The 26,861-nt window shown below is 62.6% G+C and carries 38 protein-coding genes and 3 tRNA genes; 26 read left to right on the forward strand and 15 right to left on the reverse strand.

Features of this window, described 5'->3' with window-relative positions; all coding sequences use genetic code 11:
* Positions 1-608 precede the first annotated feature (608 nt).
* Together HAT86_RS08610 and HAT86_RS08615 are read left to right on the forward strand one after the other, a co-directional pair.
* Positions 609-1,871 carry a site-specific DNA-methyltransferase gene (locus tag HAT86_RS08610; RefSeq protein ID WP_167195894.1) on the forward strand — a complete coding sequence of 421 codons (1,263 nt, stop codon included), beginning with the start codon at positions 609-611 and terminating at the stop codon, positions 1,869-1,871.
* Entirely contained in the window at positions 1,871-2,077 is a 207-nt protein-coding gene (locus tag HAT86_RS08615) for a DUF7220 family protein (RefSeq protein WP_196780559.1), read from the forward strand. The genes HAT86_RS08610 and HAT86_RS08615 overlap by 1 nt, the downstream gene beginning before the upstream one ends.
* A 9-nt stretch (positions 2,078-2,086) precedes the next feature.
* Here HAT86_RS08615 and HAT86_RS08620 read toward each other — a convergent pair whose 3' ends face one another.
* The 4 genes from HAT86_RS08620 to HAT86_RS08635 all read right to left on the reverse strand — a co-directional run bounded on the left by HAT86_RS08620 (position 2,087) and on the right by HAT86_RS08635 (position 3,673).
* On the reverse strand, positions 2,087-2,656 hold the full coding sequence (locus tag HAT86_RS08620) for a DUF3489 domain-containing protein (protein ID WP_167195899.1): 570 nt from the start codon (positions 2,654-2,656) through the stop codon (positions 2,087-2,089).
* Between the two features lie 35 nt (positions 2,657-2,691).
* Positions 2,692-3,093 carry a hypothetical protein gene (locus HAT86_RS08625; RefSeq protein WP_167195902.1) on the reverse strand — a complete coding sequence of 134 codons (402 nt, stop codon included), beginning with the start codon at positions 3,091-3,093 and terminating at the stop codon, positions 2,692-2,694.
* Between the two features lie 102 nt (positions 3,094-3,195).
* Complete coding sequence (locus tag HAT86_RS08630; RefSeq protein ID WP_167195905.1) at positions 3,196-3,480, reverse strand: hypothetical protein; 285 nt, start codon at positions 3,478-3,480, stop codon at positions 3,196-3,198.
* A 10-nt stretch (positions 3,481-3,490) separates the two neighbouring features.
* A complete protein-coding gene (locus HAT86_RS08635) occupies positions 3,491-3,673 on the reverse strand; it encodes a hypothetical protein (protein WP_167195908.1) in 183 nt (60 codons plus the stop codon).
* 121 nt (positions 3,674-3,794) lie between these two features.
* On the opposite strand from HAT86_RS08635, the gene HAT86_RS08640 reads away from it, so the two are divergent.
* Genes HAT86_RS08640 through HAT86_RS08655 form a run of 4 tightly spaced genes read left to right on the forward strand, consistent with a single transcriptional unit; the run spans position 3,795 to position 8,045 of the window.
* Complete coding sequence (locus HAT86_RS08640; protein WP_167195911.1) at positions 3,795-4,355, forward strand: hypothetical protein; 561 nt, start codon at positions 3,795-3,797, stop codon at positions 4,353-4,355.
* A complete protein-coding gene (locus tag HAT86_RS08645) occupies positions 4,303-6,342 on the forward strand; it encodes a phage terminase large subunit family protein (RefSeq protein ID WP_167195914.1) in 2,040 nt (679 codons plus the stop codon). The genes HAT86_RS08640 and HAT86_RS08645 overlap by 53 nt, the downstream gene beginning before the upstream one ends.
* A gap of 3 nt (positions 6,343-6,345) precedes the next feature.
* The gene (locus HAT86_RS08650) at positions 6,346-6,555 is read left to right on the forward strand and encodes a phage head-tail joining protein (RefSeq protein WP_167195917.1); all 210 of its coding nucleotides are present in this window, start codon (positions 6,346-6,348) and stop codon (positions 6,553-6,555) included.
* Positions 6,555-8,045 (forward strand): phage portal protein, encoded by a 1,491-nt coding sequence (locus HAT86_RS08655; RefSeq protein ID WP_167195920.1) that lies wholly within the window; start codon positions 6,555-6,557, stop codon positions 8,043-8,045. Before HAT86_RS08650 ends, HAT86_RS08655 begins: the two co-directional genes overlap by 1 nt.
* Positions 8,046-8,051: 6 nt before the next feature.
* Here HAT86_RS08655 and HAT86_RS08660 read toward each other — a convergent pair whose 3' ends face one another.
* Positions 8,052-8,450 (reverse strand): PIN domain-containing protein, encoded by a 399-nt coding sequence (locus HAT86_RS08660; protein WP_167195923.1) that lies wholly within the window; start codon positions 8,448-8,450, stop codon positions 8,052-8,054.
* Positions 8,447-8,698 (reverse strand): AbrB/MazE/SpoVT family DNA-binding domain-containing protein, encoded by a 252-nt coding sequence (locus tag HAT86_RS08665; protein ID WP_167195926.1) that lies wholly within the window; start codon positions 8,696-8,698, stop codon positions 8,447-8,449. The genes HAT86_RS08660 and HAT86_RS08665 overlap by 4 nt, the downstream gene beginning before the upstream one ends.
* A gap of 80 nt (positions 8,699-8,778) precedes the next feature.
* Here HAT86_RS08665 and HAT86_RS08670 point away from each other — a divergent pair, with 80 nt between their 5' ends.
* From HAT86_RS08670 to HAT86_RS08690, 5 genes are all read left to right on the forward strand, one after another.
* Positions 8,779-10,200 carry a S49 family peptidase gene (locus tag HAT86_RS08670; RefSeq protein WP_167195929.1) on the forward strand — a complete coding sequence of 474 codons (1,422 nt, stop codon included), beginning with the start codon at positions 8,779-8,781 and terminating at the stop codon, positions 10,198-10,200.
* Positions 10,201-10,294: 94 nt separating this feature from the next.
* Complete coding sequence (locus tag HAT86_RS08675) at positions 10,295-10,675, forward strand: head decoration protein (RefSeq protein ID WP_167195932.1); 381 nt, start codon at positions 10,295-10,297, stop codon at positions 10,673-10,675.
* A gap of 42 nt (positions 10,676-10,717) precedes the next feature.
* Entirely contained in the window at positions 10,718-11,740 is a 1,023-nt protein-coding gene (locus HAT86_RS08680) for a major capsid protein (RefSeq protein WP_167195935.1), read from the forward strand.
* 6 nt (positions 11,741-11,746) lie between these two features.
* Positions 11,747-12,091, forward strand: a complete 345-nt coding sequence (locus tag HAT86_RS08685; RefSeq protein WP_167195937.1) for a head-tail joining protein — start codon at positions 11,747-11,749, stop codon at positions 12,089-12,091.
* 15 nt (positions 12,092-12,106) lie between these two features.
* Complete coding sequence (locus tag HAT86_RS08690) at positions 12,107-12,739, forward strand: DUF6441 family protein (protein WP_167195939.1); 633 nt, start codon at positions 12,107-12,109, stop codon at positions 12,737-12,739.
* A gap of 7 nt (positions 12,740-12,746) precedes the next feature.
* Here the strand turns inward: HAT86_RS08690 and HAT86_RS08695 are convergent.
* The 3 genes from HAT86_RS08695 to HAT86_RS08705 all read right to left on the reverse strand — a co-directional run bounded on the left by HAT86_RS08695 (position 12,747) and on the right by HAT86_RS08705 (position 13,004).
* Positions 12,747-12,836, reverse strand: a tRNA-Ser gene (locus HAT86_RS08695).
* Positions 12,837-12,839: 3 nt separating this feature from the next.
* Positions 12,840-12,926 (reverse strand) — tRNA-Leu (locus HAT86_RS08700).
* Between the two features lie 2 nt (positions 12,927-12,928).
* Positions 12,929-13,004: transfer RNA gene (locus HAT86_RS08705), tRNA-Ile, on the reverse strand.
* A 44-nt stretch (positions 13,005-13,048) separates the two neighbouring features.
* Between HAT86_RS08705 and HAT86_RS08710 the strand changes: the two genes are divergently transcribed.
* Entirely contained in the window at positions 13,049-13,474 is a 426-nt protein-coding gene (locus tag HAT86_RS08710) for an acyl-CoA transferase (RefSeq protein ID WP_167195942.1), read from the forward strand.
* Positions 13,475-13,506: 32 nt separating this feature from the next.
* Positions 13,507-14,448, forward strand: coding sequence for a phage tail tube protein (locus tag HAT86_RS08715; protein ID WP_167195945.1), 942 nt, complete (start codon positions 13,507-13,509; stop codon positions 14,446-14,448).
* On the opposite strand, the gene HAT86_RS08720 is transcribed toward HAT86_RS08715, so the two are convergent.
* A complete protein-coding gene (locus tag HAT86_RS08720) occupies positions 14,442-14,762 on the reverse strand; it encodes a hypothetical protein (protein WP_167195948.1) in 321 nt (106 codons plus the stop codon). The genes HAT86_RS08715 and HAT86_RS08720 overlap by 7 nt on opposite strands.
* A 122-nt stretch (positions 14,763-14,884) precedes the next feature.
* Between HAT86_RS08720 and HAT86_RS08725 the strand changes: the two genes are divergently transcribed.
* Entirely contained in the window at positions 14,885-15,361 is a 477-nt protein-coding gene (locus tag HAT86_RS08725; protein ID WP_167195951.1) for a hypothetical protein, read from the forward strand.
* 83 nt (positions 15,362-15,444) lie between these two features.
* On the forward strand, positions 15,445-15,594 hold the full coding sequence (locus HAT86_RS16845) for a DUF7697 family protein (RefSeq protein WP_231125861.1): 150 nt from the start codon (positions 15,445-15,447) through the stop codon (positions 15,592-15,594).
* On the opposite strand, the gene HAT86_RS08735 is transcribed toward HAT86_RS16845, so the two are convergent.
* Positions 15,588-15,965: a type II toxin-antitoxin system VapC family toxin gene (locus tag HAT86_RS08735; protein WP_167195954.1), complete on the reverse strand. Its 378-nt coding sequence runs from the start codon at positions 15,963-15,965 to the stop codon at positions 15,588-15,590. The two genes, HAT86_RS16845 and HAT86_RS08735, sit on opposite strands and share 7 nt — an antisense overlap.
* Positions 15,965-16,183: an AbrB/MazE/SpoVT family DNA-binding domain-containing protein gene (locus HAT86_RS08740; protein ID WP_196780560.1), complete on the reverse strand. Its 219-nt coding sequence runs from the start codon at positions 16,181-16,183 to the stop codon at positions 15,965-15,967. Before HAT86_RS08740 ends, HAT86_RS08735 begins: the two co-directional genes overlap by 1 nt.
* Before the next feature lie 66 nt (positions 16,184-16,249).
* Between HAT86_RS08740 and HAT86_RS08745 the strand changes: the two genes are divergently transcribed.
* Positions 16,250-18,748 carry a phage tail tape measure C-terminal domain-containing protein gene (locus tag HAT86_RS08745; RefSeq protein WP_167195957.1) on the forward strand — a complete coding sequence of 833 codons (2,499 nt, stop codon included), beginning with the start codon at positions 16,250-16,252 and terminating at the stop codon, positions 18,746-18,748.
* Entirely contained in the window at positions 18,748-19,401 is a 654-nt protein-coding gene (locus HAT86_RS08750; protein WP_167195959.1) for a hypothetical protein, read from the forward strand. The genes HAT86_RS08745 and HAT86_RS08750 overlap by 1 nt, the downstream gene beginning before the upstream one ends.
* Here HAT86_RS08750 and HAT86_RS08755 read toward each other — a convergent pair.
* From HAT86_RS08755 to HAT86_RS08765, 3 genes are read right to left on the reverse strand one after another with little or no spacing between them, the layout of a single operon-like run.
* The gene (locus tag HAT86_RS08755) at positions 19,394-19,588 is read right to left on the reverse strand and encodes a hypothetical protein (protein WP_167195965.1); all 195 of its coding nucleotides are present in this window, start codon (positions 19,586-19,588) and stop codon (positions 19,394-19,396) included. The genes HAT86_RS08750 and HAT86_RS08755 overlap by 8 nt on opposite strands.
* Positions 19,585-19,845, reverse strand: coding sequence for a BrnA antitoxin family protein (locus HAT86_RS08760; RefSeq protein ID WP_167195968.1), 261 nt, complete (start codon positions 19,843-19,845; stop codon positions 19,585-19,587). Before HAT86_RS08760 ends, HAT86_RS08755 begins: the two co-directional genes overlap by 4 nt.
* Positions 19,820-20,092: a BrnT family toxin gene (locus HAT86_RS08765; protein WP_167195971.1), complete on the reverse strand. Its 273-nt coding sequence runs from the start codon at positions 20,090-20,092 to the stop codon at positions 19,820-19,822. Before HAT86_RS08765 ends, HAT86_RS08760 begins: the two co-directional genes overlap by 26 nt.
* Before the next feature lie 62 nt (positions 20,093-20,154).
* On the opposite strand from HAT86_RS08765, the gene HAT86_RS08770 reads away from it, so the two are divergent.
* The 9 genes from HAT86_RS08770 (at position 20,155) to HAT86_RS08810 (ending at position 26,859) form a co-directional block, all read left to right on the forward strand.
* Positions 20,155-20,766: a hypothetical protein gene (locus tag HAT86_RS08770; protein WP_167195974.1), complete on the forward strand. Its 612-nt coding sequence runs from the start codon at positions 20,155-20,157 to the stop codon at positions 20,764-20,766.
* Positions 20,766-21,158, forward strand: a complete 393-nt coding sequence (locus tag HAT86_RS08775) for a DUF6950 family protein (RefSeq protein ID WP_167195977.1) — start codon at positions 20,766-20,768, stop codon at positions 21,156-21,158. Before HAT86_RS08770 ends, HAT86_RS08775 begins: the two co-directional genes overlap by 1 nt.
* Positions 21,158-23,659: a phage tail protein gene (locus tag HAT86_RS08780; RefSeq protein ID WP_167195980.1), complete on the forward strand. Its 2,502-nt coding sequence runs from the start codon at positions 21,158-21,160 to the stop codon at positions 23,657-23,659. The genes HAT86_RS08775 and HAT86_RS08780 overlap by 1 nt, the downstream gene beginning before the upstream one ends.
* Positions 23,656-24,309, forward strand: coding sequence for an NlpC/P60 family protein (locus HAT86_RS08785; RefSeq protein ID WP_167195983.1), 654 nt, complete (start codon positions 23,656-23,658; stop codon positions 24,307-24,309). Before HAT86_RS08780 ends, HAT86_RS08785 begins: the two co-directional genes overlap by 4 nt.
* The gene (locus HAT86_RS08790) at positions 24,309-25,052 is read left to right on the forward strand and encodes a hypothetical protein (RefSeq protein WP_167195986.1); all 744 of its coding nucleotides are present in this window, start codon (positions 24,309-24,311) and stop codon (positions 25,050-25,052) included. The genes HAT86_RS08785 and HAT86_RS08790 overlap by 1 nt, the downstream gene beginning before the upstream one ends.
* Positions 25,042-25,893: a hypothetical protein gene (locus tag HAT86_RS08795; RefSeq protein ID WP_167195989.1), complete on the forward strand. Its 852-nt coding sequence runs from the start codon at positions 25,042-25,044 to the stop codon at positions 25,891-25,893. The genes HAT86_RS08790 and HAT86_RS08795 overlap by 11 nt, the downstream gene beginning before the upstream one ends.
* On the forward strand, positions 25,890-26,081 hold the full coding sequence (locus tag HAT86_RS08800) for a hypothetical protein (protein ID WP_167195992.1): 192 nt from the start codon (positions 25,890-25,892) through the stop codon (positions 26,079-26,081). Before HAT86_RS08795 ends, HAT86_RS08800 begins: the two co-directional genes overlap by 4 nt.
* Positions 26,074-26,358, forward strand: coding sequence for a hypothetical protein (locus HAT86_RS08805; protein WP_167195995.1), 285 nt, complete (start codon positions 26,074-26,076; stop codon positions 26,356-26,358). The genes HAT86_RS08800 and HAT86_RS08805 overlap by 8 nt, the downstream gene beginning before the upstream one ends.
* Before the next feature lie 84 nt (positions 26,359-26,442).
* On the forward strand, positions 26,443-26,859 hold the full coding sequence (locus tag HAT86_RS08810) for a hypothetical protein (protein ID WP_167195997.1): 417 nt from the start codon (positions 26,443-26,445) through the stop codon (positions 26,857-26,859).
* The last annotated feature ends 2 nt before the right edge of the window (positions 26,860-26,861 follow it).

The following is a 26,861-nucleotide window of genomic DNA, read 5'->3' on the forward strand; positions in this document are numbered from 1 at the left end:
TTTCGCAGTCATCAGCGCAACTCGACATCGAGCACAGCCTCTCCTTTCGAATGGTTCGGCTCTGTGGCCGCAAGTCACAAAAGATGAACAGCAGCTGGAAAATCCCTTAAGCGCCTTTTATCGCGACCTACTATCTCGAAGCCAACGGCAAAGGAGCCTGATCCCCCTCCCATGGTTCCTCCACGGCCCAATTCGTATACGGGGGGGCTTAGCGCGCAAGTTTCCTAGCGACTTGGATTTTCACCGGGGAATCCACCTTGAAGCCATCCTTAACTTCTCCAGAAAAAATACATCGAAATAACAAACGCTTACACGTGCGTTAGAGATCCTGAAGATGGATTTTACTATTTTAGTCAAGAATCCACCCAAGTCAGTTTTGGATCCGCGGAATCCAGCGGGAAGCCACCCACGCCAAAATGTGAGTCCGATTCACATTTTGGATTGACTTTTCTAGCCCCCTTGACGTACCCCTTGATCATCGAAGGATTGCGCTCGGAGGATACCCCTCGCGAGCGCTTTTGTTTTTCTGACATCGCGATCGCTGACGCGCTCTTATGCATGGGTGCGGTCTACTATGCGTCGTCCCTGCCCTGTGAGTCGTCCAGCCCATGGATCTTGTCTTTGCGCCGCGCCAGATCGAACTCTGGCCGATCGAGAAGCTGCGCCCTTACGCCAAGAACGCGAAGGTCCATGGCGAAGCGCAGGTGGCGAAAATCGCGGCCAGCATGGCGAAGTTCGGCTGGACCGTCCCCTGCTTGGTCGCTGACGACGGCGAGTTGATTGCAGGCCATGGTCGCGTGCTGGCTGCTGGCGCGCTGGGCCTGACAGAGGCCCCGGTTATTCGGCTTGGCCATCTCGATGAAGCGGAGCGGCGCGCCTATCGGATCGCCGATAACAAGCTGACCGAGCTCGGCGAATGGGATGAGGCTGTCCTGCGCGACGAAATCGCTGGGCTGCTGACCGAAGATTTCGACCTCGATTTGCTGGGTTTCTCGGATGAGGATCTGGACGCGCTGCTTCAGGATCCGGAGGCCCTGGGCGACGACGACGGTGTCGATGGTGAGGATGATATCCCGGAGCCACCGGTCACGCCGGTGTCGGTAGCTGGGGACATCTGGCACCTTGGACCCCATCGGCTGATCTGTGGGGATAGCACCAGCGCCGATGTGGTCGGGCGGCTCCTCGGCAGCATAAAGCCGCTCCTCATGGTGACCGATCCACCTTACGGCGTCGAATACGACCCGTCTTGGCGCAACCAGGCAGGCGCGGCCAAAACCAAACGAACGGGCAAGGTCCTGAACGACGACCGTGCGGACTGGCGCGAGGCCTGGTCGCTGTTCCCGGGCGATGTTGCCTATATCTGGCATGGCGCGCTGCATGCGGCGACTGTGGCCGATAGCTTGGTGGGCGCGGGTTTCGCCATCCGCTCCCAGATCATCTGGGCCAAAGACCGGCTGGTACTTAGCCGCGGGGATTACCATTGGCAGCATGAGCCCTGCTGGTATGCCGTGCGCGCTAAGGGCAAAGGTCACTGGGCTGGCGATCGCAAACAGACCACGCTCTGGCAGATTGCAAACAAGGACCAGGACACCGAGACCGTCCACGGCACCCAAAAGCCTGTCGAATGCATGCGCCGCCCGATCTTGAATAACTCAAACCCAGGCCAAGCAGTCTATGAGCCTTTCATGGGATCGGGCACGACGCTGATCGCGGCTGAGACCACGGGGCGTACCTGCTACGGTGTGGAATTAAATCCGGTTTACGTTGATGTGGCCATTGAGCGCTGGCAGGCCTTCACCGGTGAAGACGCCGTGTTGGCGGACAGCGGCGAGAGCTTCTCTGCGCTCAAATCCAAGCGGTTGGCCGCGTGATGCAGTCGCGTCGCCAATCGCTGATTGAGGCGATCACAAATGTCGTGGTCGGCTATGCGCTGGCCGTCATCACCCAGATTGTGGTATTTCCGTGGTTCGGGCTGCAGGTCAGCCTCGGCGAGAACCTCGCCATTGGCGGCCTGTTCACCGGGATCTCACTCCTGCGCAGCTATGCGCTACGCCGGATATGCGAGCGCTGGCGATGACTGACGGGCTCAGGCCACGTCCAATTTGTATACGGTGCCGCGCTCAGAGTGTTTCTCGGACGTGATTGCCAGTCCCAGCTTCTTTTTGAGCGCGCCTGAAATCACACCTCTCGCGGTATGCGGCAACCAGCCAAGCTCGTTGACGATCTCTTGTATCGAAACGCCACCGGGTCGCTGAAGCATCTCGATCAACAGCGCCTGCTTGGTGCCTTGTCGGATGGACGCCAGCTTCAGACCGGGAGTGTCGTCCGCCGCGACGCCAGCGGCCTTCTCCGCCGGCGCTGCCTTGCGGACATTGCTGACCGTGCTCGCCACAACAGGGTCGATCCCGATGGCCTCAAGCCCCGCGTTCGTGGCGATCAGCGTGGTGCCATGACCATCGCCGGTCTCGCGCCAGAGCGGCTCATTGCGTCGGAGGTTGGCATCAACCTCTTCGAGCCAGCCGCGCTCGATCATCTTGGCTACCGCCATCTTGGCCGCAGCGCCAGCCAGCCCATCAGGCAGCGGCATGGCCAAGTTACCGGGGCGAGAGGCGGCGCGGGTAAGAATGATGGACTGGGTGTCGGTAATCTTGGGCATCGGAGCCTTGCTAAGTTTGGGGTGATAATCTTGGGTCAGTCGGCGTTTTCCATCGCTGCCGTGATCGCAAAATGCTGCACCCAGCCGGTGAGGTAAGGCAGCCCTGCGGGGATGCCCTCTTCGCGCTGAGTTCGCCGGCTGATGCGCCAGTCCTGCCATTTGGCGATGGCTGCGGTGATCGCCGCCACGCTGTCGCAAGCACCGCTCTGCAAGGCATCCACCACATCATCGGCGAAATGCCGGCCCATTCTGCTGTCGAGGAAATCGCGGATGCCGATCATCTCGTCCTCGCTGTCACCGTGGGTTGCGTCCGCGATAAGGCTGAAGGCCAGGGTCCAGATCTCCGCACTTGGGCGGTCGCGGCGCGGGCAATTGGTCACCGTGCCAAAGAAGCCGAAGGTTTCATTTTGGCTGGGCAGCGTGGCGTGGTTGGTCATGGCGTAGGCCTTTCAGGTGAGTTGCATCGTTTTGGTACGATCACAATCGCTCTGTGACGCCGATTAGCGTAGTAAAATCAGAGCACTATAGTTGCTATTTGATCACCCTCCCTGATCCGTCACATCGATCCAGCCCCCGTCGTGCCAAATATAGAGATGGCAAAGCTCGCAGGTGGGGCGCGGCAGGATCCGGGGCGGCCGCGGCGGGTTGAAGCAGTCGAGTTCATCAGCGCGAACCTGACGGATTTCCCGGGCGGCAAGGATGTCCTCGGGGGTCCAGGTGGCCAGCGCGGGCAACATGTGCGCCGGGTAGCCGTCATAGTGGCAATAAATGTGGGCCCATTCTTCGGGTCCTATCTGGATGGCGATCTGTGCGCGGGTGCTCATGAGCTGTTCCTCACTTGTGCTGTTCAATCAGCGCGAGGAGGACCGCCGCCATGCCGCCGAGGTATTCGCTGCGGCGGAACACGATCTCGTCGATGTGGCCAGCGTTGTCGATCGCGGCATCCACCACGAGGTCGTCTTCCATATGCGGCATCAGGCGTTTGGCTTCGGCATTGTAGCGGTCGGCTAAGGTCATGGGCGTGTCTCCGATCAGGCAATTTGCTTGATGTGAGAATCGCTCTTGGCGGCAGTGCAATCAACTCAAATAGGCAGGTTTTTCTTTTTATTTACAATATATTGAGGCTAAACCAATCGCCATGGAAGGTCTATCTGAACGCGCCTATGCCGAGCATGCGGGGATCTCCCGTGGGGCCGTCCAAAAGGCCCGCAAAAACGGACGGCTAGTGCTTTTCGCCGATGGTTCGATCAATGCTGCGGCCTCGGATGCACGGCGCGGTTCGGCTACCGATCCGGATCAACAGATGCGCTCACGGGGTGGCATCAGTGCCGCAAGTGAAGGGCCTGCGCCTGCAGTCTCAGGCTCCGGCGACAGCACGTCCTACATCAAGGCCCGCACCGCGCTGACCGTTTATCAGGCGCAGGAGCGCCAGCTGTCGATCCAGAAGAAGAAGGGCGTGCTGGTGGATCGCGCACGCGCTGAAACGCTGGTGTTTCGCTTGGCGCGCCAAGAGCGCGATCTTTGGGTCACATGGCCCACCCGTGTCGCGGCCCTGATGGCTGCACAATTGTCCGCAGAAATGGAGATAGCATCCGGCCAAGCGGTGACGATCGAGACGGCTATTCTGCAAAGGGTGCTGGAAACCCATGTCCGAGAGCAGCTCGACGCCCTGGCCGACCTCAGGGTCTCGCTTGAATGATGAGGAGAACACATCTGATCTGACCGAAGACCTCGATCTCGCTTTTGACGGCGCCGAGGATATCCTGCGCGCCTGGCGCCGGGGGATGCGGCCTGATCCAGACCTGACTGTGTCGGAATGGGCCGACAAGCACCGGAAACTGTCCTCGCGAGCGTCAGCGGAACCCGGGCAATACAGAACCGCCCGGACCCCATATCTGCGAGACATCATGGATGCACTGTCACCAAACCACCCAGCCCAGCGGATCAGCTTTATGAAAGCAGCCCAGGTCGGGGCGACCGAAGCGGGCAACAACTGGATCGGGTTCGTCATCCATCATGCGCCCGGCCCCATGCTCGCAGTGCTGCCCACCGTGGAGATGGCCAAGCGTACGTCGCGCGGGAGGATTGACCCGCTGATCGAGGACAGCCCGGCGCTGAAAGAGCGCGTGCAGCCGGCGCGATCGCGCGATGCCGGTAATTCGATGCTGTCCAAGGAGTTCCCGGGCGGCCTCCTCGTGCTGACTGGGGCCAACTCAGCCACGGGCCTCCGGTCAATGCCGGCGCGCTACGTGTTTTTGGATGAGGTGGACGCTTATCCGGCCTCAGCCGATGAGGAAGGTGACCCAGTAAGTCTCGCCGAGGCTCGGACCACAACCTTTGCCCATCGGCGCAAAGTGTTCATGGTGTCGACACCGACCATTCGAGGGCTCTCGCGCATCGAGCGGGAGTTTGAGGCCAGCGACCAGCGGCGCTACTTCGTGCCCTGCCCGCATTGCGGCCATATGCAATGGCTACAGTTCGAGCGGTTACGCTGGGACAAAGGGAAGCCAGAGACCGCGGCCTACGCATGCGAGGGATGCGAGCAGCCGGTTGCCGAGCACCATAAAACGCAGATGCTTGAGCGCGGCGAATGGAGGGCCACCGCGAGCAGCGCAGATCCAAACGCGATCGGCTTTCACCTCTCGGCGCTTTATTCGCCGATCGGATGGAAAAGCTGGGAGCAAATCGCACGGGACTGGCTGGCGGCCCAAGGCTCGGACGAGATGCTGCGCGCCGCGCGTAATACGCTTCTTGGCGAGACCTGGGTTGAAAACGGAGACGCCCCGGAATGGCAGCGGCTGGCCGATCGGCGCGAAGTCTTTGAGGCACAGATCCCAATGGGTGGGCTGTTCCTCACCGCCGGGGCCGACGTGCAGAAGGATCGTATTGAGGTCGATGTTTGGGCTTGGGGCCGAGGGCTGGAAAGCTGGCTGGTCGAGCACATCGTGATTCCAGGTGGGCCGGGTGATCCGGCATGCTGGGATACCATCACGTCCCTGCTCGATCAGACCTGGGTGCACGAGAATGGGGCCGTGATGCCGCTGGCCAAACTGGCCATCGACACCGGCTATGAGACCTCTGCTGTCTATGCCTGGGCACGGGCGCAGGGCATTGCCCAAGTGGCACCAGTCAAAGGCTTGGAAGGGTTCAACCGCACAACGCCGGTATCGGGGCCGACCTTTGTGGATGCCACGGTGAACGGACGGAAGCTCAAACGCGGGGCGCGGCTCTGGACTGTAGCCACCGCCACCTTCAAGGCCGAGACCTATCGGTATCTGAGGATCGAAAGGCCATCCGATGAAGATCGTGCGCTGGGCGTTCCCAACCCGGCTGGCATGATCCACCTGCCCGACTGGGCCGACAGCGAATGGCTGAAGCAGCTGGTAGCCGAGCAGCTCGTGACGATCCGCGACCGCCGCGGCTACGCCCGCCAGGAGTGGCAGAAGATGCGCGAGCGGAACGAAGCGCTGGACACGCGGGTCTATGCGCGGGCCGCGGCTTGGATCCTTGGCGCCGACCGCTTTGACGAGCGCATGTGGCGCCAGCTGGAGAAGCAGGCGGGCGTGGAAACCAAGGTGAGTGATGAGACGAATGCGCCAGACAAGACGACCGAACCCCAAGCCGGCCGGATCGCAGCGCCCCGGCGGCGTGGCTGGAAGATCAGCACGCCCAAATACATGGAATGATGGATGACCCTCGACGAGCTGAAACTCCGCCACAGCGCGCTGCTTGCTGCCCGCTACAGCGGCACGCGGTCTGTCAGCTATGATGGCAAGACTGTGAATTACGGGACCGATGCCGAGCTGGCGGCTGCGACCGGTGATGTCGAACGACGTATCGCAAAACTCGAGCGCAGCGCTGGGCGCGTGTTGCGCCCACATGCCGTGAAAGATCTGTGATGAACTGGCGGCAGCGCCTCGGGGCGTTTATCGGCGGGTTTGATGCCGGCCAGCACCACCGACGCCTGCGCGGATTCCAAGCCACGCGGGCCCATGTGAATGCGCTGATCGCCGCCTCGGGGCCTGACATCACCGCTCGCGCCCGCTGGCTCGTGCGCAACAACGGCTATGCCGTGAATGCGGTGGAAAGCTGGGCAGCCAATACGGTCGGCGACGGGATCAAGCCGATCTCAAAACTGGCGGACGCTGCTCGCAAAGAGGAACTTCAGCGGTTGTGGCTCGCCTGGACCGATGAGGCGGACGCCGAGTGGCTGACAGACTTCTATGGGTTGCAGCGCCGGGCGGCGCGAGAGGTATTCTTGGCGGGCGAAGTGTTCGTGCGGATTCGCCCACGGCGGGCCGAGGACGGACTGACGGTCCCCCTTCAACTCCAGATGCTGCCCTCGGAAATGCTGCCCCTGCATGAGACCGGCGTGGCACGGAACGGCAATGCCATTCGGCAGGGCATCGAGTTCGACCGGATCGGTCGGAGGGTCGCGTATCACTTCCTGCGACGTCACCCGGGCGACAGCACCGATCCGGGGCTCTCTGGCGAGATTGTCCGGGTACCCGCCTCGGAGGTGATCCACGTCATCGATCCGGTTGAGGGTGGACAGCTACGTGGCGTGTCGAAGCTGGCGCCTGCTATAGTGAAACTCTTTCTGCTCGATCAATATGATGATGCGGAGTTGGACCGGAAGAAGGTCGCGGCGATGTATGCAATGTTCGTGACCTCTCCTGCGCCAGAGAACCCGCTCGCCCCCTTGGACGATGAGGAGATGCCCGCAGGCGTTGAGATCAGCCCGGGCCAGATCGTCCGTCTGGATCCGGGTGAGGATGTCACCGTCGGCCAGCCGGCAGACAGCGGGGCAACCTATGAGCCGTTCCAATACCGGACGTTGCTGCAGATCTCGGCCGCGCTGGGCATTCCTTACCCCTATCTCGCTAATGACATGGTGAAGGGAAACTTCTCGAACTCGCGCCTGGCGCTGATCGAATTCCGCCGCCGGGTCTCGGCCTGGCAGCACTCAGTCATGGTCTATCAGCTCTGCCGACCAGTCTACGCGCGCTGGTTGGACCTTGCGGTTCTGTCTGGCGCGCTGCCCCTGCCCGGCTATGAGGCAAACCGCCCGCGCATGCTGGCCGCCGACTGGCTCCCCACAAAATGGGACTGGGTCGATCCGCTGAAGGACGCCAATGCCGAAATCGCCCAGATCGAGGCGGGGCTCAAATCCCGCACCCAAGCCATCGCCGAGCGGGGCTATGACGCTGAGCAGGTCGATCGCGAAGTTGCGGCAGAGAGAGAACGCGAGCGCGCGCTGGGGCTCGACTTCCGCCGGCCGGGGTCGCCCGCGCAGGGCGTGGAAGCGGGCGCCATTGAGGAAGAGGACGAGATTACAACAGCAGAACCAGATGCGGAGACTGGGCCCCCAACACGGGAGGAAAAGTAGGCAGGCTCAGGCCTTGATCAGATGCACCCCGGGCAATCGGGCGGCTTTTCGATCGAAGGTCACCAATTCAATAGCCCCAACCTGCCTAGCTGCCGCGGCAATCATGAGATCAGCAAAACCAAACCCATCGTTGCGATAGAGTTCAAGCGCAGGCGCAACCTCATCTGAGCCTTCAATGTCCAGTTCAGTGGCAGAAAGCAAACCATCAAGCGCAGTGGCGATTTCAGGGCGACCGAGCCGATAGGCACGCTCAAGCACCCAAACGAGCTCGATCAAGACCTCACGGCTGACAAAGCCCTGCGCGTCATCGGTCAATTGGTCGATCACACGAGTTGCCAGCTCTGCCTGTTCGGGGTCGTCCTGCACCAGAAAACGCACCAGCACATTCGTATCGAGGGCGATCACTTGTCCAGACCCACGCTATCAGTTGCGCCAGCCGCAATCGCCTCGTCCATCTCATCCAGGGAGACGGGCTTTTGACCGGACCTGGACAATATGCCCCGCAATTCCTTGACTGAGCAGGCCTTCAGGATCCGCACCTCACCATCGAGGATTAGATAGCGCACCTTGTCCCCACTGGTCAGGCCAAGCGCGGCCCGGACATCCCTCGGTAGGGTCGTCTGGCCTTTTACTGTCACTGTCGATTCATGCATCGGCGAATTCCTTACATCTTGTTTTTTCTCCTTACCATATGAGGATTAGAAATGCAAAGCCAAGCCAAGGACCAGCCCTGATGCTTCACGCCCGCATTGCCGCACGCGCCTTCAACACGCCGTTGCTGGTTGAACCCACCAAGGCCATGGCGTTCCTATCGGGCCTCGGGCCGCGCATTCTCGGGCGGCGGGTGGAACTAACGGAGGGTAGCGACGCCACAGATGGCGCTGCCAGTCTTCCCGCCCGCGCTAGCATTCTCGCCGGGAGCCTCACCGAACGGCTGCAGCAACATGGCAATGCGCCCTACCCGGTCGTGGACGGCATCGCTGTGATTGAGATCTCTGGCGTGCTGATCCATCGCGGGGGCTGGATTGGGCAGTCGTCGGGCCAGACCAGCTATGAGGGGATCGCCGCACAAATCGAGGCGGCGGCCAGTGATCCGGCGGTGCGCGCGGTGGCGCTCGAGATCGACAGCTTTGGCGGCGAGGTGGCAGGCGTCTTTGACCTCGCCGACCAAATCCGCGCCCTGCGCCGCGACAAGCCTGTCTGGGCCTTTGTCGCCGAGCACGCCTTTTCGGCAGGTTATGCGCTGGCCTCGCAGGCCGATCGGATTCTCCTACCACGCACCGGCGCCGTCGGCAGCATCGGCGTGGTGGTCATGCATGCCGATCTCAGCGGTCAGCTGGATCAGGATGGCGTACAGGTGACCATGATCCATTCTGGCGCCCACAAGGTCGATGGCAACCCTTATGAGCCACTGCCCGACAATGTGCGCAATGACATCCAGCGTGAGATCGACGTTTTACGGTTTCTCTTCGCCGAGACTGTCGCAGCAGGTCGCGCTGGGCGTCTGAGCCAGGAGGCGGCGCTGGCGACCGAAGCAGCAACCTATCGCGGAACGGAGGCCGTAAATGCGGGCCTTGCCGATGAAGTCATTGACCTCACCCGGGGATTTGCCCGCTTTCGCGATAGCCTATCGAGTCCTTCACCCACCGCGCGGCTGCCGCGCGCAACCTATCCCCGAGCAAAGGAGGCCGCCATGAGCGCCAAAACAGATGCCACTGAGGCAAATACTGAGCCCACTGACACCGAAGACACCGTCCTGGAGGGCGTGAGTGAAGAAGATACGCAGGAAGACGAAGGAGACGTGGACCAAGAGAACCCGACGTCCGCCTCAGCGGTATCACCTGCGCCGGTGCCAACCGCAACGCAACCATCCAATCTGGCAGAGGTCTCTGCGAAGCTGCGCCAAGAAGCCGCTGAAATCACAGACATCGCAGCCCAAGCCGGCCGCCTCGGCATCGCGATCGATGCGGCGAAAGCGCTGCGAGACGGCACGGCGCCGGAAGCCCTGCGCAAACTGGTCCTTCAGCGTGCCTCTGCCGCCGCGGACGCCCGTGACATCGTGGCCGCCCCACCTTCGCCCGTGCTGCCCAAATCCGCTGAAAGCCCCATCGTGGCCGCCGCAAAGAAGGCTGCCTCGGCGGGCCATAGGGACTGAACCACTCTCCCCAAAAGCTGCCGCCTACCTGATCCCCGCCGCTCCTCCCCGGCGGGGGATTTCTTTTTGACCCCCAATCTTTTGGAGATTGCCCATGTCCGTGCTGACCCAACCGCCCACCATGGGCGATGTCCTCAAATACGAACTGAACCCCAACTTCACCCGCGAGACCGTGACGCTTCTGGCCGGCACCAATTATCCCGTCGGCGCCGTGCTCGGCCGCATCACCGCGAGCGGTAAATACAAGCTTGCCACCTCGGGTGGCACCGATGGCGCGCAGAATGCTGCCGCCGTCCTGCTCTATGCCACCGACGCCAGTGCAGTCGACCAAGAGGCCGTCGTGATCCTGCGCGGGCCCGCTCTCGTCTCTAAGGCCGCGCTCGTCTTTGACGCCAGCGTCGATGACGCGGCGAAGATCACCACGAAACACAATCAGCTTGTGGTGCTCGGTATCATCCCACGCGACGCCGCCTGATCCAGCCGCCACAGTCTTCCCCCCTTTTCTCGGAGTTTTTCCATGACCATCACGCGCAACCCGTTTGACGCGGGCGGCTATTCGCTCGCTGAAATGACGCAGGCCATCAACATCCTGCCCAATCTTTACACCCGCCTCGGCCAGATCGGCCTGTTTCGCTTTGAGGGCGTCACGCAACGCTCGATCGTGATCGAACAGCGCGAAGGCGTCCTCAGCCTCTTGCCCTCGGTTCCATTGGGCGCGCCGGCCACCGTCGGAACGCGCGAGCAGCGATCGATGCGCAGCTTTGCGCTCCCGTGGATCCCGCATGACGACGTAATCCTGCCGGCCAATATTCAAGGCATGCCCGCGCTGGGCGTCTCGGATGCCGCTGACCCGCTGGTCGATGTCATGAACCGCAAGCTAACGCTCATGCGCCGCAAGCATGCCCAGACCCGCGAATACATGGAAATGAACGCGCTGCGCGGCATCGTGAAAGACGGGGCTGGTACCACGCTCTACAACTACTTCACCGAGTTCGGGCTCGAGCAGATCTCCGTCGACTTCGTTTTTGGGACAGCTGGCACCAAAGTCCAAGCGAAAGTGCGTACCATTTTACGGGCCCTCGAAGACAACTTGCTTGGTGAGACCATGACCACAGCGCATGCGCTGGTCAGCTCGGAGTTCTTCGATAAGCTGATTGGCCATCCCAAAACGGAAGAAGCCTATAAATATTTTTCTGCCAATGGCGGCCAGCCGCTACGCGAAGACATGCGCCGAGCGTTTCCGTTCGCGGGCCTGCTTTTCGAGGAATATAACGGCTCTGTTACCCTTTCGAATGGAACAACCGAGCGGCTGATCCCCGCCGGCGAAGGCATCGCGTTTCCTCTGGGAACCTTTGATACCTTCACCACCTATGGCGGTCCGGCTAACCTTCTCGAGACCGCCAATACCGTGGGACTACCGCTCTATGCGCGCCAGCAGATAGACAGCAAGGGTCGCTGGATCGATCTCATGACAGAAAGTTCGATCTTGCCCGTGAACAAGCGCCCACGGCTGGCGATCCGCCTGCACAGCTCAAACTGATCTGGCATGACCGGTTTTGCCATCGCGACTGATCTGCTCTTCGCGGATCCAAATCTCTCCACCCCGGCGCTTTACCAGCAATCCGGCGTCGGGTCTGAGCGCGAGGTCCGCGTGATGCGCCGCAATCCAGACCGCATGGTCGAGTTCGGCGCAGCTCAGCTGGTCAGTGACAGTGTGGTGCTCGATGTCCGAGTGAGTGACTGTCCCGAATTGGCTGCTGGCGATCGGTTTGAGATCGCCGGCGAAATCTTCACCGTCCAGGGCGCACCGCAGCGCGATCGCGAGCGACTGGTCTGGACGGTGGAGCTGTTGCCTTGGTGGCCGGACCCGCATGCCGATCCAGACTACTGAGGCGAGGAAGATGTCATGATCCGCATGAAGATTGACGGTGACATAACCGCGGTGATGGCAGCCGAACTCGCCGCTGGCGAAAAAGCGGTCACCAAGGCCGTTGCAGACGCCGGCGCAGGTGTGAAGCAGGACTGGCGTGCACAGATTACCGGCACAGGCCTTGGCCCGCGTTTGGCACGCACCATCCGGTCAGCAATCTACCCCAAGGGTCAGACCAGCCTGAACGCTGCAGCCCTGGTCTGGTCGCGGGCGCCGGCGATCGTCGGCGCGCACAACACCGGACCGCTGATCCGCTCAAAAGACGGGTTTTGGCTGGCGATCCCCACTGAAGCTGCTGGCAAGGGCACGCGGGGGAAAGCGCTCACCCCTGGCGATTGGGAACGCCGCCGTGGCCTGCGTCTGCGGTTTGTCTATCGCCGCAATGGACCGAGCCTGCTCGTGGCCGATGGACGCCTCAATAAACGCGGACTAGGCGTCGCGTCACGCTCAAAAACCGGGCGTGGCCGCGCGACAGTCCCGATCTTCCTGCTGGTGCGACAGGTCAAACTGCGCAAGCGGCTGGATCTGGAGAAGGCTGCGACAATCGCTCAGGACCGGATACCCGGCGCGATCGTGGCAAACTGGGTGGAGCCAAGATTGAAGGGGTGACAGGACCTGGCAGAAGAGGTGGGATTCGAACCCACGGTAGGCTCTCACCTACGCCGGTTTTCAAGACCGGTGCCTTCGACCGCTCGGCCACTCTTCCCCTTGGTACCCACGGCCGGACTCGAACCGGCACGGCCAAACTGGCCAGGAGATTTTAAGTCTCGTGTGTCTACCATTCCACCACGTGGGCATTGGTAAGCCCGGCAGGATTCGAACCTGCGACCTAACCGTTATGAGCGGTCAGCTCTAACCGCTGAGCTACGGGCCCGACAAGCCCGCTTATTGGCGAATTCATTCGAAAAAGGCAACCAGATGCCCACGCCCCGCGAGACCATTTTGGAAGCCCTGGCGGACCTGTTGCGCACAGTCCCCCACGTGCCTGTCCTGCGCGGCGAGGTCCTGCCTGAACGGATCCCGCCTTCGGGGTTGATGATCCTGCGCGATGGGAATCCAGGCGAGCCCGGCGTGACGCTCTCTCCGCTGATGTATCACTACCAGCACCGCGCCGAGCTCGAGGTGATTGTGCAGACCGGCGAGGAGCGCGACGCGCGCTTTGACCGGCTGATCGGGCGCATCGGCGCGGCCATTGCGGCAGACCGCACGCTGCGTGGGCGCTGTGACTGGCTCGAGGCGGAGGCGCCAGAACCCGTGGACCTGCCAGTTGAGGGCGCCGCCTCGATCAAGGCGGCGATCGTGCCGATCATTCTGCATTACGCCACCAGCGACGCGCTGGCCTGACGACAAAACCTGACGTTCACGGGAGATAGACAATGGCACGAGCCCAAGGGGCGCGGGCGCAAATGGCGCTGGCGTTCGAGATGAGTTATGGGAGCCCGCCCGAGAGCGGTTTTACCAAGATGCCCTTTGCCAGCACCACGCTTGGGGCCGAGCAGCCCCTGCAGGCCTCGGAACTGCTCGGCTATGGCCGCGATCCGCAGGCGCCGATCAAGGATGCGGTGACGGCCGATGGCAATGTGGTTGTGCCGATTGATGCCGAAGGCTTCGGCTTCTGGCTGAAGGCCGGATTTGGCGCGCCCAGCACGACAGGTGCTGAAGCGCCCTACACCCATACGTTTACTTCCGGGAACTGGTCGCTGCCTTCCTTCTCTCTGGAGAGCGGCATGCCGGAAGTACCGCGCTATGCCATGTATGCGGGATGTATGGTCGACAGCTTGAGCTGGCAGATGGCGCGCTCGGGGCTCTTGACGGCAACGGTCAGTATCGTGGCGCAAGGCGAGGATGTTAATACGGTCAGTGCTGCAGGCGTTCCGGCGCCGATTGCCCTGAGCCGCTTTGGGCATTTCAACGGGGCGGTGACCCGCAACGGCGCGAGCATCGGTAACGTTGTTTCTGCCGATCTTACCTATGCAAACAACCTCGACCGGATCGAGACCATCCGCTCGGACGGCAAGATCGACGGGGCGGACCCGTCCATTGCCGCGCTCACCGGCAATATCGTTGTGCGCTTCGCCGATCAGACGCTGGTACAACAAGCCATCAATGGCGAAGCCTGCGCACTGGAGTTTTCTTACACGCTGGCGACGGGCGAGAGCCTGACGCTGACGGCCCATGCTGTCTATCTGCCGCGGCCGCGTGTAGAGATCTCCGGCCCACAGGGCGTACAGGCTACTTTCGACTGGCAGGCGGCCAGCGATTCGGTGGTGGGGCGCATGTGCACCGTCACGTTGGTCAATGAGCGTGAGGCCTATTGATGGCGCCGGGTGCGGACTGCCTTGTGTTCAACATGGGGGATCGGATTGCTCAGGCGCAGGACCGATCTGCCGTTGATCGTCACTTCGGTGGCCATGGAACGGCCCGGGGCTGTGATCGCCTCGCGGCTTATGGTGGCCATCATGACGGTGGTGTCGTGCAGGCGTGCTTCCGCTCTTTCGGCGCGCTGCGTGGCCTCGCGCAATTGGTCCTGGAGCAGGGCCACCTGCTCTTTGAAGCTCGCGCGCTCAGACTTGGTGATCTCCAAAGCCACGGACAGTTCCAAAATCTGACGCCAGTCGGGGTCTTCGGCCATTTGGCGCGCTCCTCTTGTCCGATCGCGGATCAGGCGTGACCCCACGGGGAACAGATCCTGAGCAGCCCGCCCCGCGTGATCGTTTCACTTTTTATGCCAATGAATAAAGGAGACCTCAAGACATGCTCAAACTTAACCTCTCCACTGAGCCTAACTGGCTCGACCTCGGCCATGGCGTTGAGATCCTTGTCGCCCCCATGACCACGGCGCTGATGATAGCTGCGCGCAAGGAGGCGCAGGGCCATATTGCCCTCTCAGAGGAAGCTGTCTCGGAGGGGAGAGAATTACCTGACGCTGCGTTCGATACTGATGAGGTCGCGCTGGCCATGGCCAAAGCCGTGGCGCGGATTGCCATCGAGGATTGGTCGGGCGTTGGAGACAAGATGGGCGCCCCTATTCCTGTCAGCCCTGAAGGCATCGATGCGCTTCTGGATATCTGGCCAATCTTCGAGGCCTTCCAGACCAAATATGTCGCCCGCGCCATGATCCTGGACGCGGAAAAAAACGCCTCACCGCCCTTGCCGACTGGGAGTTCGGCGGGGGCGGAGACTACTGCCAAGCCTGCGAAGGGTCGTGCCCGGACTGCCCGCAAAGCCTGAACGCGCCGCAGACCCTCGAGGGCTGGCGAGTCTGGGACCTCGTCCAGCGCCTCGGTGGGCAGTTGCGGGTATCCAACTCGGCCGTGATCGGTTGGGATATGGGAGCGGCGCTGCAACTCGGGGCGGGCCTTGGGGTTTCTTCTATTGCCATCGCCGAGCTGCTGCCGCCGATCGAGGCGGTGATGGTGCGCAAGGTCAATGACGAGTTACGAGCGACCCCGAAGACTCATTGATGCTTTGGGACGTAGAGCACTGAGGGCAACCCTTCAAAATGCGCATCACAGGTCAGGACCTGCGCACCATGGGACTGTGCCGTGGCAAAAATAACCGCATCTGCTGTGGCCAAACGATGTGTGCGACAAGCCTCTGCCGCATTCAAAGCAATCTCGGTGTCAAGTGGGACGACCTGACAAACTTGCGTGAAGGCAAGGGCCTGATCCGCCTTCTCCTCTCCCACCTCACGCGTCAGCCATTTGGCCAGCTCAAGTTGCACCATACTAGGGACCAACCATGTCTCCTGGTCCGGCAAATGCTCGGATATCCGGTCCGCTGTCGGCGAACCGATCAGCCATTCAATCCAGGCAGAGGTATCAACAAGGATCATCAGAACCGATCCGAGCGATCGCGATAATCAGAGGCCTTGGCTCCCGCAGCGATGCCCTTAAGCGCATCACGCTTCGGCACGGGCACCAAGAGCACGCCCTTGCCCTTTGGAATGAACGCAAAGGTCAGACCAGCTTCCCAATGCTGTGCAGCACGGATCGCCTTGGGGATCGAGATCTGGAACTTTGAAGACAACGTTGCGGTTACAGGCATATTCATACTCTCATCTGATCGATGAGGAAAACGTAAGACGTCAAGCATAAGTTTGCAAGGACCTCCCCTCCCATGGCCACCAAACAAGTCTCCGTCCGCCTGTCCGCCACGGGCGGGCGGCAGGTGCGCGCCGAGCTGGAAGGCGTGGGCGAGGCCGGCAGCCGCGGCTTCGGGCGGCTGTCCAGCGAAATGCAGGCCGCCAATGCCCGTTTGGCCAGTTTTGCGCGCCGTGCTAAGATTGCTGCCACCGCTGCGGCCACGGCGCTGGCGGGGGCCGCGCTCTCGATAACGCGCTCCACGGTGACGGCGGCCAATGAGATCAGCCAGCTCAGCCAGGTGGCCAATGCAACGCCAGAGGTGTTTCAGCGCTGGTCAGCCGCGTCCAGCACCGTGGGCATCGAACAGGAGAAGCTTGCCGATATCCTCAAGGACGTGAACGACCGGGTGGGGGATTTCCTGCAGACGGGCGGCGGCCCGATGGCGGATTTCTTCGAGAACATCGCGCCGCAGGTGGGTGTCACGGCGGAGCAATTCGCCCGCCTCTCCGGGCCTGAGGCGCTGCAGCTTTATGTCTCCAGTCTGGAAAAGGCTGGCGTCAATAGCCAGGAGATGACCTTCTATCTCGAGGCGATGGCCTCGGATGCCACACGGCTCATCCCCCTTCTGGCAAACGGCGGCGCCGAGATGGGCCGCCTCGGTGAGCAGGCCGAACAGCTGGGCGCGGTACTCGACAGCGACGCCATCGCCGCCATGCGGCGCTCGGAACTCGCGCTGGTCAGTATGGGTCAGGTCTTCACCGGCATCCGCAACAAGGTCGCCGTGGCGCTGGCCCCCTCGTTTGAGGCCATGGCCAATGCCTTTGTTGCACTTGCCTCGTCTACAAGCCCGCTGTCACGGGCCTTTGATACGGTGCTCGGAAACCTCGACCGGCTGGCGATCTACGCCGGGACTTTTGTGACGTTTATCGTCGGCCGCTGGGTCGCGGCCATGGCGGCCGCCGCTTTTTCGGTTCGCGGGTTGGCGACCACGCTGGTGGTGCTTAAGGGCGCTCTTATTCGCACCGGGATTGGGGCACTGATCGTGGGCGCCGGCGAGCTGGTCTACTGGTTTTCACGGCTCGTGGAAGGGGCTGGCGGGTTTGGTAAAGCGATGGGGCTTCTGAAGGATGTGGCGTCCCAGGTCTGGACCCGGGTCTCCTTGTCGGCCCAGGCCTCCTGGGCGCGGGTGGAAAGCAGCTGGGCGGCGGCGCAGGCCGTCATTCTGGACGGGTTTCAGAGTGCTACGGACGCGGTAACCGGCTGGGCCAATGCCACGGTCAATACCTTCGAGGGGACCTTCCTGGCCGTACAGGCCATCTGGAATGCGCTGCCTGAGGTCTTCGACCGGATCGGCGCGCTGGCGATCAATGGGCTCGTTTCCGCTATGGAAACCGGTCTCGGGGGCATTACCGAGGCGGTCAATGCCGTCCTCACCCTGGGCGGACGCCGTCCCGACTGGGCTATCCCGGCACCGGATCTCTCGGAATGGAAGACTACCGTCCCGGAAGCCGTGCAGCTTGGTGAACGCGCCGCAGACGCCTATGGCCGGGCGTTTGAGGACAACCCGTTTCAGGCGCCACAGCTCTTTGGCGGCATGGCCGAGGACGCCCGCGGGCGCTCAGCCGGTTACGCCGAGGCAGCACGGATGCTGTCGGACGCAGCCGCGCGCCCGCTGACCGCTTGGCAGACATTGCGCGCGGCCATGACAGGTAGCGCGGAAGACGGGGCGGCGGCCCTCAATGACGCGGCGACCTCTGCCGATCGGTTGGGCACGGCGCTGGCCGGGGCTGAGGAGCAGTTTTCGAGCAAGGAGGTCGCAGCAGAGGCGGCGCGCGCCGGTGCCGCGGCCCAATCTGCCGCTGAGCAGATCCGTGATGCGGGCGACGTGGCCGCCAGCGGCTGGGCTGCGGTCAGCGATACGCTCGCCTCCTACGCCAGCGACGCCATGGATTGGGGCAAAGGCCTTGGCGAGACGCTGGTGGGGGCGTTTCGTGGGGCGGAGACTGCATTTCGGGAGTTCGTGCGCACCGGCAAGCTCGATTTCAAAGGGCTGGTGGCCTCGATCCTTGAGGACCTGGCTGTGCTGCAGTTTAGGAACGCCGTTCTTGGTCCGATCGCCAATGCGCTCTCCAGCGCCTTTGGCGGTTGGGGCGGCGGTAATGTGACAGCGGCCGTATCGCATGCCGGTGGCATGGTGGGGATTTCTGGACATTCCCGGCAGGTGCCGGCGCTGACCTTTGCCGGGGCGCCGCGGATGCATAGCGGTGGCTGGGCCGGACTACGGCCAGACGAGGTGCCAACCATCCTGCAACGCGGGGAGCGGGTGCTGTCGCGCCGCGAAGTTGCCGCCAGCACCCAAAGTTCTGGGCCACAGCGACTGGAGATTTCGGTCAATGTCGAGGGCGCGCGTGGCAACCGCGAGATCGAAGAAATGGTGAATGCAGGCGTCTCTGGCGCGCTGCAGGAATATGATCGGCTGGTCGCACCCCGCACGCTCGCGCGCGTCAGCCAAGATCCACGGCGGAGAGGCTGATGGCGCTGAGTTATCCGCTTTCCTACATCCAGTTCCTCGGCGCCCTGCGCGTCGAAGAGGTGACATTTCGGCTCTCCCATCCGCAGGAGCACACACGGCTCGGCGACGGCACGGTGATCAGCGCGAGCCTTGGCGCGTCGCTCTGGACCGGGACGATCCGGCTGGCTCAGGCCAATCATCCCCGTCATGCGCAAATGGAGGCGCTGATAGGGCTCATGGATCAGCCAGGGGCAACGTTTCTGTGCCATGATCCGCGATATCTTGGGCCTGCCAGTGATCCAACAGGGTCGATTCTGGGCAACCGAACAGTGACCATCCATTCGGTGGCCAGCACCATGCGCGAGCTGCGCCTGACAGGGTTGCCCTCGGGATATTTGCTATCGGCTGGCGACATGCTGGGATTTCAGTATGGGTCGACCCCTGTGCGCTATGCGCTGCACCGTATCGTGGTCGGCGGGACGGCCTCGAGCACCGGGCTCACGTCGATGCTCGAACTGGTGCCCAACCTTCGCGCGGGCGCAGTGGCAGGGCTGACGGTGTCGGTGCTCCAGCCAGCCTGCAAGGCAAGATTGCTGCCCGAGCCGAGTTACGGTTCCGGCCGGCAGGCGTTGAGCCGCGGGGCCAGTTTCGATTTCATACAGACCCTCAGGTGAGGTTTTCATCCAGAGGTGCGTCAGCTTTCTTGATGGCGCGGGCGATATCGGCCTCGACCACAGCAATGAGCGCCTCATCACCGAACTCCTGTGCCGCTTCGCGATAGGCGGCACGGGCTTCGTCAGTCTTGAGACGATCTATGGGGTCCCAGGGAGATGTTTTGACTGGGGTATCGCGCACCTTCACAGTCCCGCAGCCTTCTTGAGGTCCTCATCCATCCGGGCTTGCCAGCCGGGCCCTGTGGCCTTGTAATGTTCGACCACGTCCGGGCTCAGGCGGATAGAGAGATGAACTTTCTTAGGAGCTTTCTGCGCGCCGCGCGTACGCGGAAAGGCCGCCAACACCTCGGCTGGCAGCACGGCTTCAGGCTGCGTCGCCTTGTCAAAATCGGCCTTGGTCCATTCGGGATTATCGTGGTCAGCGTTCTTCTTGGTCTGTGACATAGCGCTTGATCTCCTTTGCATGGGCTCGGCGCAGGCTGATTGGGCGGATTTTCTCGCCCCGGATTGTAAAGGCCAGCGCAAAATACACGCCGTCGATCACGCCCCAGGCCCGATATCTTGGTTCGCCGTAGTCGAACCGGTCGTCTTCCAGAACGGCCAACATCTCAAGTTTTACGGCCTCTGCCAGTGAGACACCGTGTTTGGCGCGGTTAGCCGCGTTCCTTTCGGCGTCAAACTCCAGATCCAATAAAAATGTATATACGATTTGCCTACCTGTTCGTCAAGATGGCGGGAACAAGGAACCCTCGCATGCGCCTCCTCGACTCGACCTCTGCGGAGTATCTCTCCGCCCGCACTGGCGTGGCCAGCCGCCACATGGTGCATATCATCGCCCGCAACCGCGAAACCGACGCACAAGAAGCGCTCGGCCTCTGGCAAGGCGACGACCACCTGACGATCGCCATCGGTGGCGCCAACCGCACCTATTATGGCGCGGGCGGCTTGATCGGCGTCGAACCGATCCGGGCCGGCATCGGGCTTGAGGTGCGCATGCTGCAACTGGCGCTGAGCCCCCTGACCCCAGAGGTGGCCCAACTGCTGCGTGGATACGACGCCCGCCTGGCCCCGGCCGAGGTCCACCGCGGGCTGCTCTCGCTCGAGACCGGCCAGCTCATCGCCGAGCCGATCCGCGTCTTCCGCGGCTGGGTTGACGAGGTGAAGATCCGCACCGGCGAAGTGGGTGGCACTGGCGAGGCCACGGTGACCCTGGCCAGCGCGGCCCGAGGGCTGACCCGTGCCCTGACGCTCACCCGCTCGGACGCCGAGATGCGCCGCCGGAACGCGGGCGATGCGTTTCGCCGCTACACGGACATCGCAGGCGAGGTCGGCGTCTGGTGGGGCGAGACACGGGAGCGCGCCTGATGGACCGGCTGTCTTTGCTCATCGCCTATGCCGCTGAGGCCGGTACCCGGCCGTTTCGCCCCGGGCGCCATGACTGCGCCCTCTTTGCAGCGGGCTGGGTGAAGCTTGCCACCGGCCAGGACCTCGCTCGCGGCTGGCGCAGCACCTATCGCAGCCTCAAGCGCGGCCAGCGGCTTCTTGAGGAGGCGGGGTTTGCCGATCATATGGCATTCGCGGCCGCCCATCTGCCCGAGATCGCCCCGGCCTTTGCCCAGCTCGGGGACCTCGCCGTCCTCGACGATCAGGCTTTCGGGATTGTCGCCGGCGAGATGATCTATTGCCTGAAGCCTGAGGGCCTCGGGCTTGTCCCGCGCGGCCAGATGCGCCGAACGTTTCAGGTGAGGTCCGCGTAATGCCCCCTGTTGGTGCAGCCATTGCCGCCGTGGGCACCGCCATCGGCGGGGCGGTCTCGGCTGTCTCAGCCTTTGCTGCGAGCTCCTTTGTTGGCTCGCTCTTGGTTAATACCGCCGTATCCGTCGGCCTGTCCTTGCTCTCACGCGCCTTGGCGCCCAAAGCCGCCCCCAGCTCTGTGGAGCAGCACGGCATCCAAACCGCCGTCACCACCACCGGCGGGACCGAACCGCAGGGCTTTATCCTTGGGCGCACGGCCACCGCCGGGCACCATGTCTGCCCGCCCATGAGCCATGACGATGGCGGCACGCCAAACGGGTTTTTGACCTATGTGATCGAGCTCAGCGATCTGCCGGGCATTGGCCTCAGCCGCGTCATTTTGAACGACGGCTATTCCGAGTTGGGCGCAACCGCGCATGCTGACTATGGTTTCCCGCTGCTGGGGCAACGGGTGAATGGCACGGATCACGCCTGGATCAAGATCTACGATGGAGCCCAGACCGCCGCCGATCCGATGCTGGTCGCCAAATATTCAAGCTATCCGGACCGGCCTTGGAGCAGCAGCTTTGTCGGCCACGGCACCGCCTATGCCATCGTGACCTTCCGGTATAACCGCGAGGTCTTCAACAGCCTGCCCAAGGTGCGCTTTGAGCTCGACGGTGTCCCGCTTTATGACCCGCGCTTTGACAGCTCCGTCGGCGGATCTGGACCACAGCGCTGGATTGATCCATCGACCTGGGCGCGCTCCGCGAACCCGGCGGTGATGATCTACAATATCCTGCGCGGCATCCGGCTGCCCACCGGCGAGATCTGGGGCGGCGATGTGCCCGCCGAGGATTTGCCGCTTGATAACTGGGTCACGGCCATGAATGCCTGCGATGCGCCGATCGGCAGCCGCCCCAGCTTTGTCGCTGGCCTTGAGGTCAAACTCGAGATGGAACCGGCTGAAGTCATCGACGAGCTGGCCAAGACCTGCCTCGGGCAAGTGAGCGAGATGGGCGGGGTGTTTCGGATGCGCGTGGGCGCGCCGGCTGCGCCTGTGCAGTTCATCACGAACGAGGATATCGTGATTTCAGCGCCGCAAGAGCTGGACCCGTTCCCAGGCCTTGCTGCCAGCGCCAATGCCATTGCCTCGGAATACCCCGAACCCGCCAGCCTCTGGACCTCGCGGGCCGCCCCGCCCCTGTTCAACCCGGCCTGGGAGGCCGAAGACGGCGGCCGACGCCTCTCGACAAGCCTCAACTTCCCGGCCTGCTCGGTTGTCTCCCAGGTCGCCCAGCTGATGACGTCCTATATCAAGGATGCACGACGCTTCCGCACCCACCGCCTGGTCCTGCCGCCCGAGACTTTTCACCTCGAGCCGCTGGACACGATCGCCTGGACCAGCGCCCGCAACGGCTACACGAACAAGATTTTTGAGGTGGTCGAGATCACCGACCAGCCCGGCACGATCAATCAGGAACTTGTCCTGCGCGAACGCGATCCCGGCGACTATGGCTGGACCTCCGCGCAAGACCTGCCGGAGGTCGTGCCGGTCACCGGTCTCGCGCCGCGGCCTGCGCAGATTATCGCGGGCTGGTCAGTCGCCGCGAGCACCCTCAAGGACGCGCTTGGCCTCGACCGACGCCCCGCCATCACCTTGTCCTGGATCGGCAGCGCCGCGCTGGACGCGCTCTTTGTCCGCTACGAGATCCGCCTAAAAGCGACGGCGCAGGTCGTGGCCTCTGGGCTGGCCGATCGGGCCGCAGGATCCGTACTGGTCTCGGACGGATTACTGCCCGAGGCGGACTATGAGGTGCGCGGGCGCTATGTGCTTGATCGCCCCACGGAATGGTCGAGCTGGCTTTCAGTGACAACGCCCGGGATTTACCTGCAGGGGGACGACCTGCGCGGCGGCATCAAAGGGCTCTTGAGTGACGCAGATCTGGCCCCGGTGGAGATCCTGACCGCACTGCCCAGCAGTGGCAACTTCCCCGGCCGCACCGTTTATCTGACCACAGACACCAAGCTCTACCGCTGGACCGGCAGCGCCTGGAGCTCAGGGCTCGCCGCCCGTGAGATCGAAGGCAAACTCTCCGATGACCAGATTGAAGCGATTGCGGCGGCCAAGATCACCGGTGCCCTCATCGAGGCGCAAATCGCGAACGGGGCGGTTTCCGGCGCCAAGATTGCAGCCGCCGCCATTGATGCCGGCAAACTCGCGGCAAATGCCGTGACAGCCGCCAAACTTGCCGCAGGCGCCGTGACCGCCGGCAAACTTGCCGCTGGATCCGTAACAGCCACTGCGATCGAGGCTGGTGCAATTTCCACCGAGAAGATCGCCGCAGGCGCCGTCACCGCGGGCCTCATCGCGGCGGGCGCGATTGATGCCGAGAAGATCGGCGTCACCCAGCTGTCGGCCATCACCTCCGACATCGGCACCGCCACCGCCGGCGTGATCCGCAGCGCTGACGGCAAGTTCAAGATCAACCTCAATGCCAAGACCATCACGATAACCGTATGACCATTCACGAACTGCAAGACCTCTCGCCCCTGATCGCGGCCAGCGACTACTGGGCCGAAGACCCCAGCCGCCCCCTCTGGTTGCGCCATGAGGCCGGCCGGATCAGCCTGACGCTGACCGCGCCACGAACCCTGTTCGCCCATCTACGTACCGTGCCTTCGCTGGAGTCAGTTTCAGCGCAGGTCGCAGACCCCACGGTCTTCGTCGAATGGCCGAGCGGCCGGCATCGGCTGCACCTGCCACCCTCCTGGGAGACCGCCGCCCCCTACGAGGGCCGGCCTTACGTTCTGGGCCAATACGACTGCTACACGATTTTGCGCGACTGGATGGCCCGCGAGCGCGGCCACGAGATGGCCATGCTCACCGACACGCCCGAGCGGCTGGTGAACCAATGGCTAACCGACGGGGTCTTCGTGACCAACCGGGAACTGCACCGCTGGGAGCGAGTGATCGTGCCCAAACCTGGTGATGGCATTCTCTTCTCTCTCTCGCGCCGCGACGAAGAAAGCCCGAACCGCGCCAACCATTGCGGCGTCTATCTTGGCGATGGCCGCTTCCTGCATCACTTCCCCAACCGTGCCTCCTGCATCCAAGACTTTGACGCGCGCTGGCGGTCCTGGGTGGTCAGTTTCATGAGGATCAAAAACTAATGGCCCGCACCCTTCACGCCGATGGCACGACCGGCAAGGTCTATATCTACAATAACGATCAGCCGCCCGCGACCTATGAGACCCCAACCGGCCCGCAACTGGGCGATCTGCATTTCCACTCGGACCTGAGCTATCTCGGCAACGCTCAGGTCATCGATGTGACGCTGACCCATCCCGAGCGGACCCGCAGCTCCTCGACCTCCAAGGGGCTCTTTGGCTCCTCCACCTATTACAATCCCCGCCAGGGTACCCAAAGCTACGATCTGGCCGGTCACAACTTTGGCCGTATCGTGCCCTTCATCCCGTTCTATGGTGAGAGCCAAATGCCCTCAGGCACCGTCGTCCAGCAGGCCGGCGAAAGCGCCCGCGCGGTCAGCATTTATTTGACCAATACCACGATCCGCGCCTTCGAGAACTGGGTGACCTTCGACAATACGCTCCCCGCCATTACCCGCCGCTACCGGGTGTTTCTCTTCGAGACGCTGTTTGAAGGATCCGGCAACGAGAGCATCCGCATCGCACCCACGCTTTTTCGCGCAGGCTTTGGAAAGCTCAGCACCGCTTACCGCTATCTGCGTACAAGCGAGACCCCGGATGTCTTCGTGACCGCCGGTAAAACGGCCGATGTGCAAAGCGGCGGGCTCAAGGTCGTGCTGCCCGATGGCAGGCGCGCCCTGCAATCAGCCACCTACACCGGCAGCTTTGCCGGATCGCCCGCCGCGGGGTGCGGATATGAGCTTTGAAGCCCGCAATAACGTCATCCGCGTCACCGACACCAATGGGGATGTGGTGTTCGATACCGGCACGCCGATGCCCCATATCGCCGCCGTGCTGACCCACACCGTCACACACGCCTTTCCGGAAAGCGGCGACACCCCGGTAGCGCTCGGCTTCGACATTCTCAGCAAGGTCGTCTCAGGCTGCCGCGACTTCCAATGCCAGTCCGAATATATCTGCAAGGACGTCTATACCTGCGGATACGAGTACCAGTGCAACTATGAATACATCTGTGATTACGACCCCTTCGGCGGCGGCTATCAGTGCGGCTACGAAAACGTTTGCGGCAATGTCTATGTCTGCGGCTATGAAGAACGCTGCAACTTCGAGCGCGTCTGCGATTGGGTCGATGTCGAGGGCTACGCCACCTCCAGCGGCAACCAGGTCTCGGCGCTTGAGCACAGCCAGACCTACACGCTGGGCACAGCGCCCACGGGAACCAATCCGGATTTCCTGCTGGTCCTGATGCGCGCGGGTCGCCTCAATGCGGGCAACCAGAGCGATTTTGGGACCTTTATCAGCGCCGTCCCCAATGGCGAGATGATCGCTGCCAATGGCTCAACGGTCTTGGAAAGCGCCTTCATCCCCGGCGGCGCGCCCTGGCTCAGCCGGATCGTATCCGTGTTTCTGGAAGGGGACGCCGTGAAGGCCGAGTTCAAACACTCGAACCGGCAATACACAAGCCTGCGCGCCACCGGCTATGCCGAGGCCTGCTATGGCTACCCCTCCGCGGCAGCGCCCCCAGACCACACCAGTTCGACCTGGGAGATCACCTTCGAGCTCTATGTCGGGAAGTTCACCACATGACCAAAATCAAACTCATCAGCCTCGCCCGCGACATGGTGGGCAACACCGCCACCATCCGCGCCGAGATTCTCGAGGATGCCGGGGCCTACTTTCGGGTCAAGGACACGATCGAGATCGAGATCGAAGGCGGGGCCCGCATGACTGACGCCCAGATCATCGCCATCATCGAGGAGACCTATCATGCCTGAGACGCCCCGCTACACACCTGTTTCGGCGGCCCAGCCTCCGATCTTCGACGAGAACGGCATTCACGTTGGCTATACCGTGGCCGTGGCCATGCAAAAGGGCGATACAAGGCACACAGAAAGCGTGGATGTGATTGTTGGCCCAGACGAGGCCGCGCGCATCGCAGCCGCGTCTATCGACGCGTTCACAGCCTGGAATAAGGCACGCGTTATCGAACATGATCTTGTCGCCAAAGCCAATGCTGCGCTGGACACCATGCCCGCCTCACTGCCCGGCTGACCCTCACACCCTTCCAACCACAACCGCGACCACCCCACCGGCCCGCCTCAGGCGGGCCTTTCTCGTTCCAAGGAGACCACCCTCATGTCCTTCCAATTCTCACCCGACGCCCGCAACGCCGCGCTTGATGCCATTGAAGCCGCCATTGGCACCGCCCCCAAGCTGCAGATCCGCTCCGGCACACTGCCCGACACCACCGCCGAAGCCGATGCCGGCAATCTGCTGGTCGAGATTGATCTGCCATCCGACTGGCTCGAGACAGCCGCCGATGGCGTCAAGACCATCAAAGGCATCTGGACCGGCACCGGCACGGCCGCCGCAGGTGGTGGCACCAATGCAGGGCATTTCCGGATCAAGAACAACGCCGGCACCATCACCCATGTCCAAGGCACGATCACCATTACCGACGGTGGCGGCGATATGGAGCTCGACAATCCCAATATCGCCCAGAACCAGTCGGTGACCGTCACCACCTTCACACTGACCGCCGGGGGCGCCTAAGC

It is taken from the genome of Roseovarius gahaiensis (assembly GCF_011601345.1).
Taxonomy (GTDB): domain Bacteria; phylum Pseudomonadota; class Alphaproteobacteria; order Rhodobacterales; family Rhodobacteraceae; genus Roseovarius; species Roseovarius gahaiensis.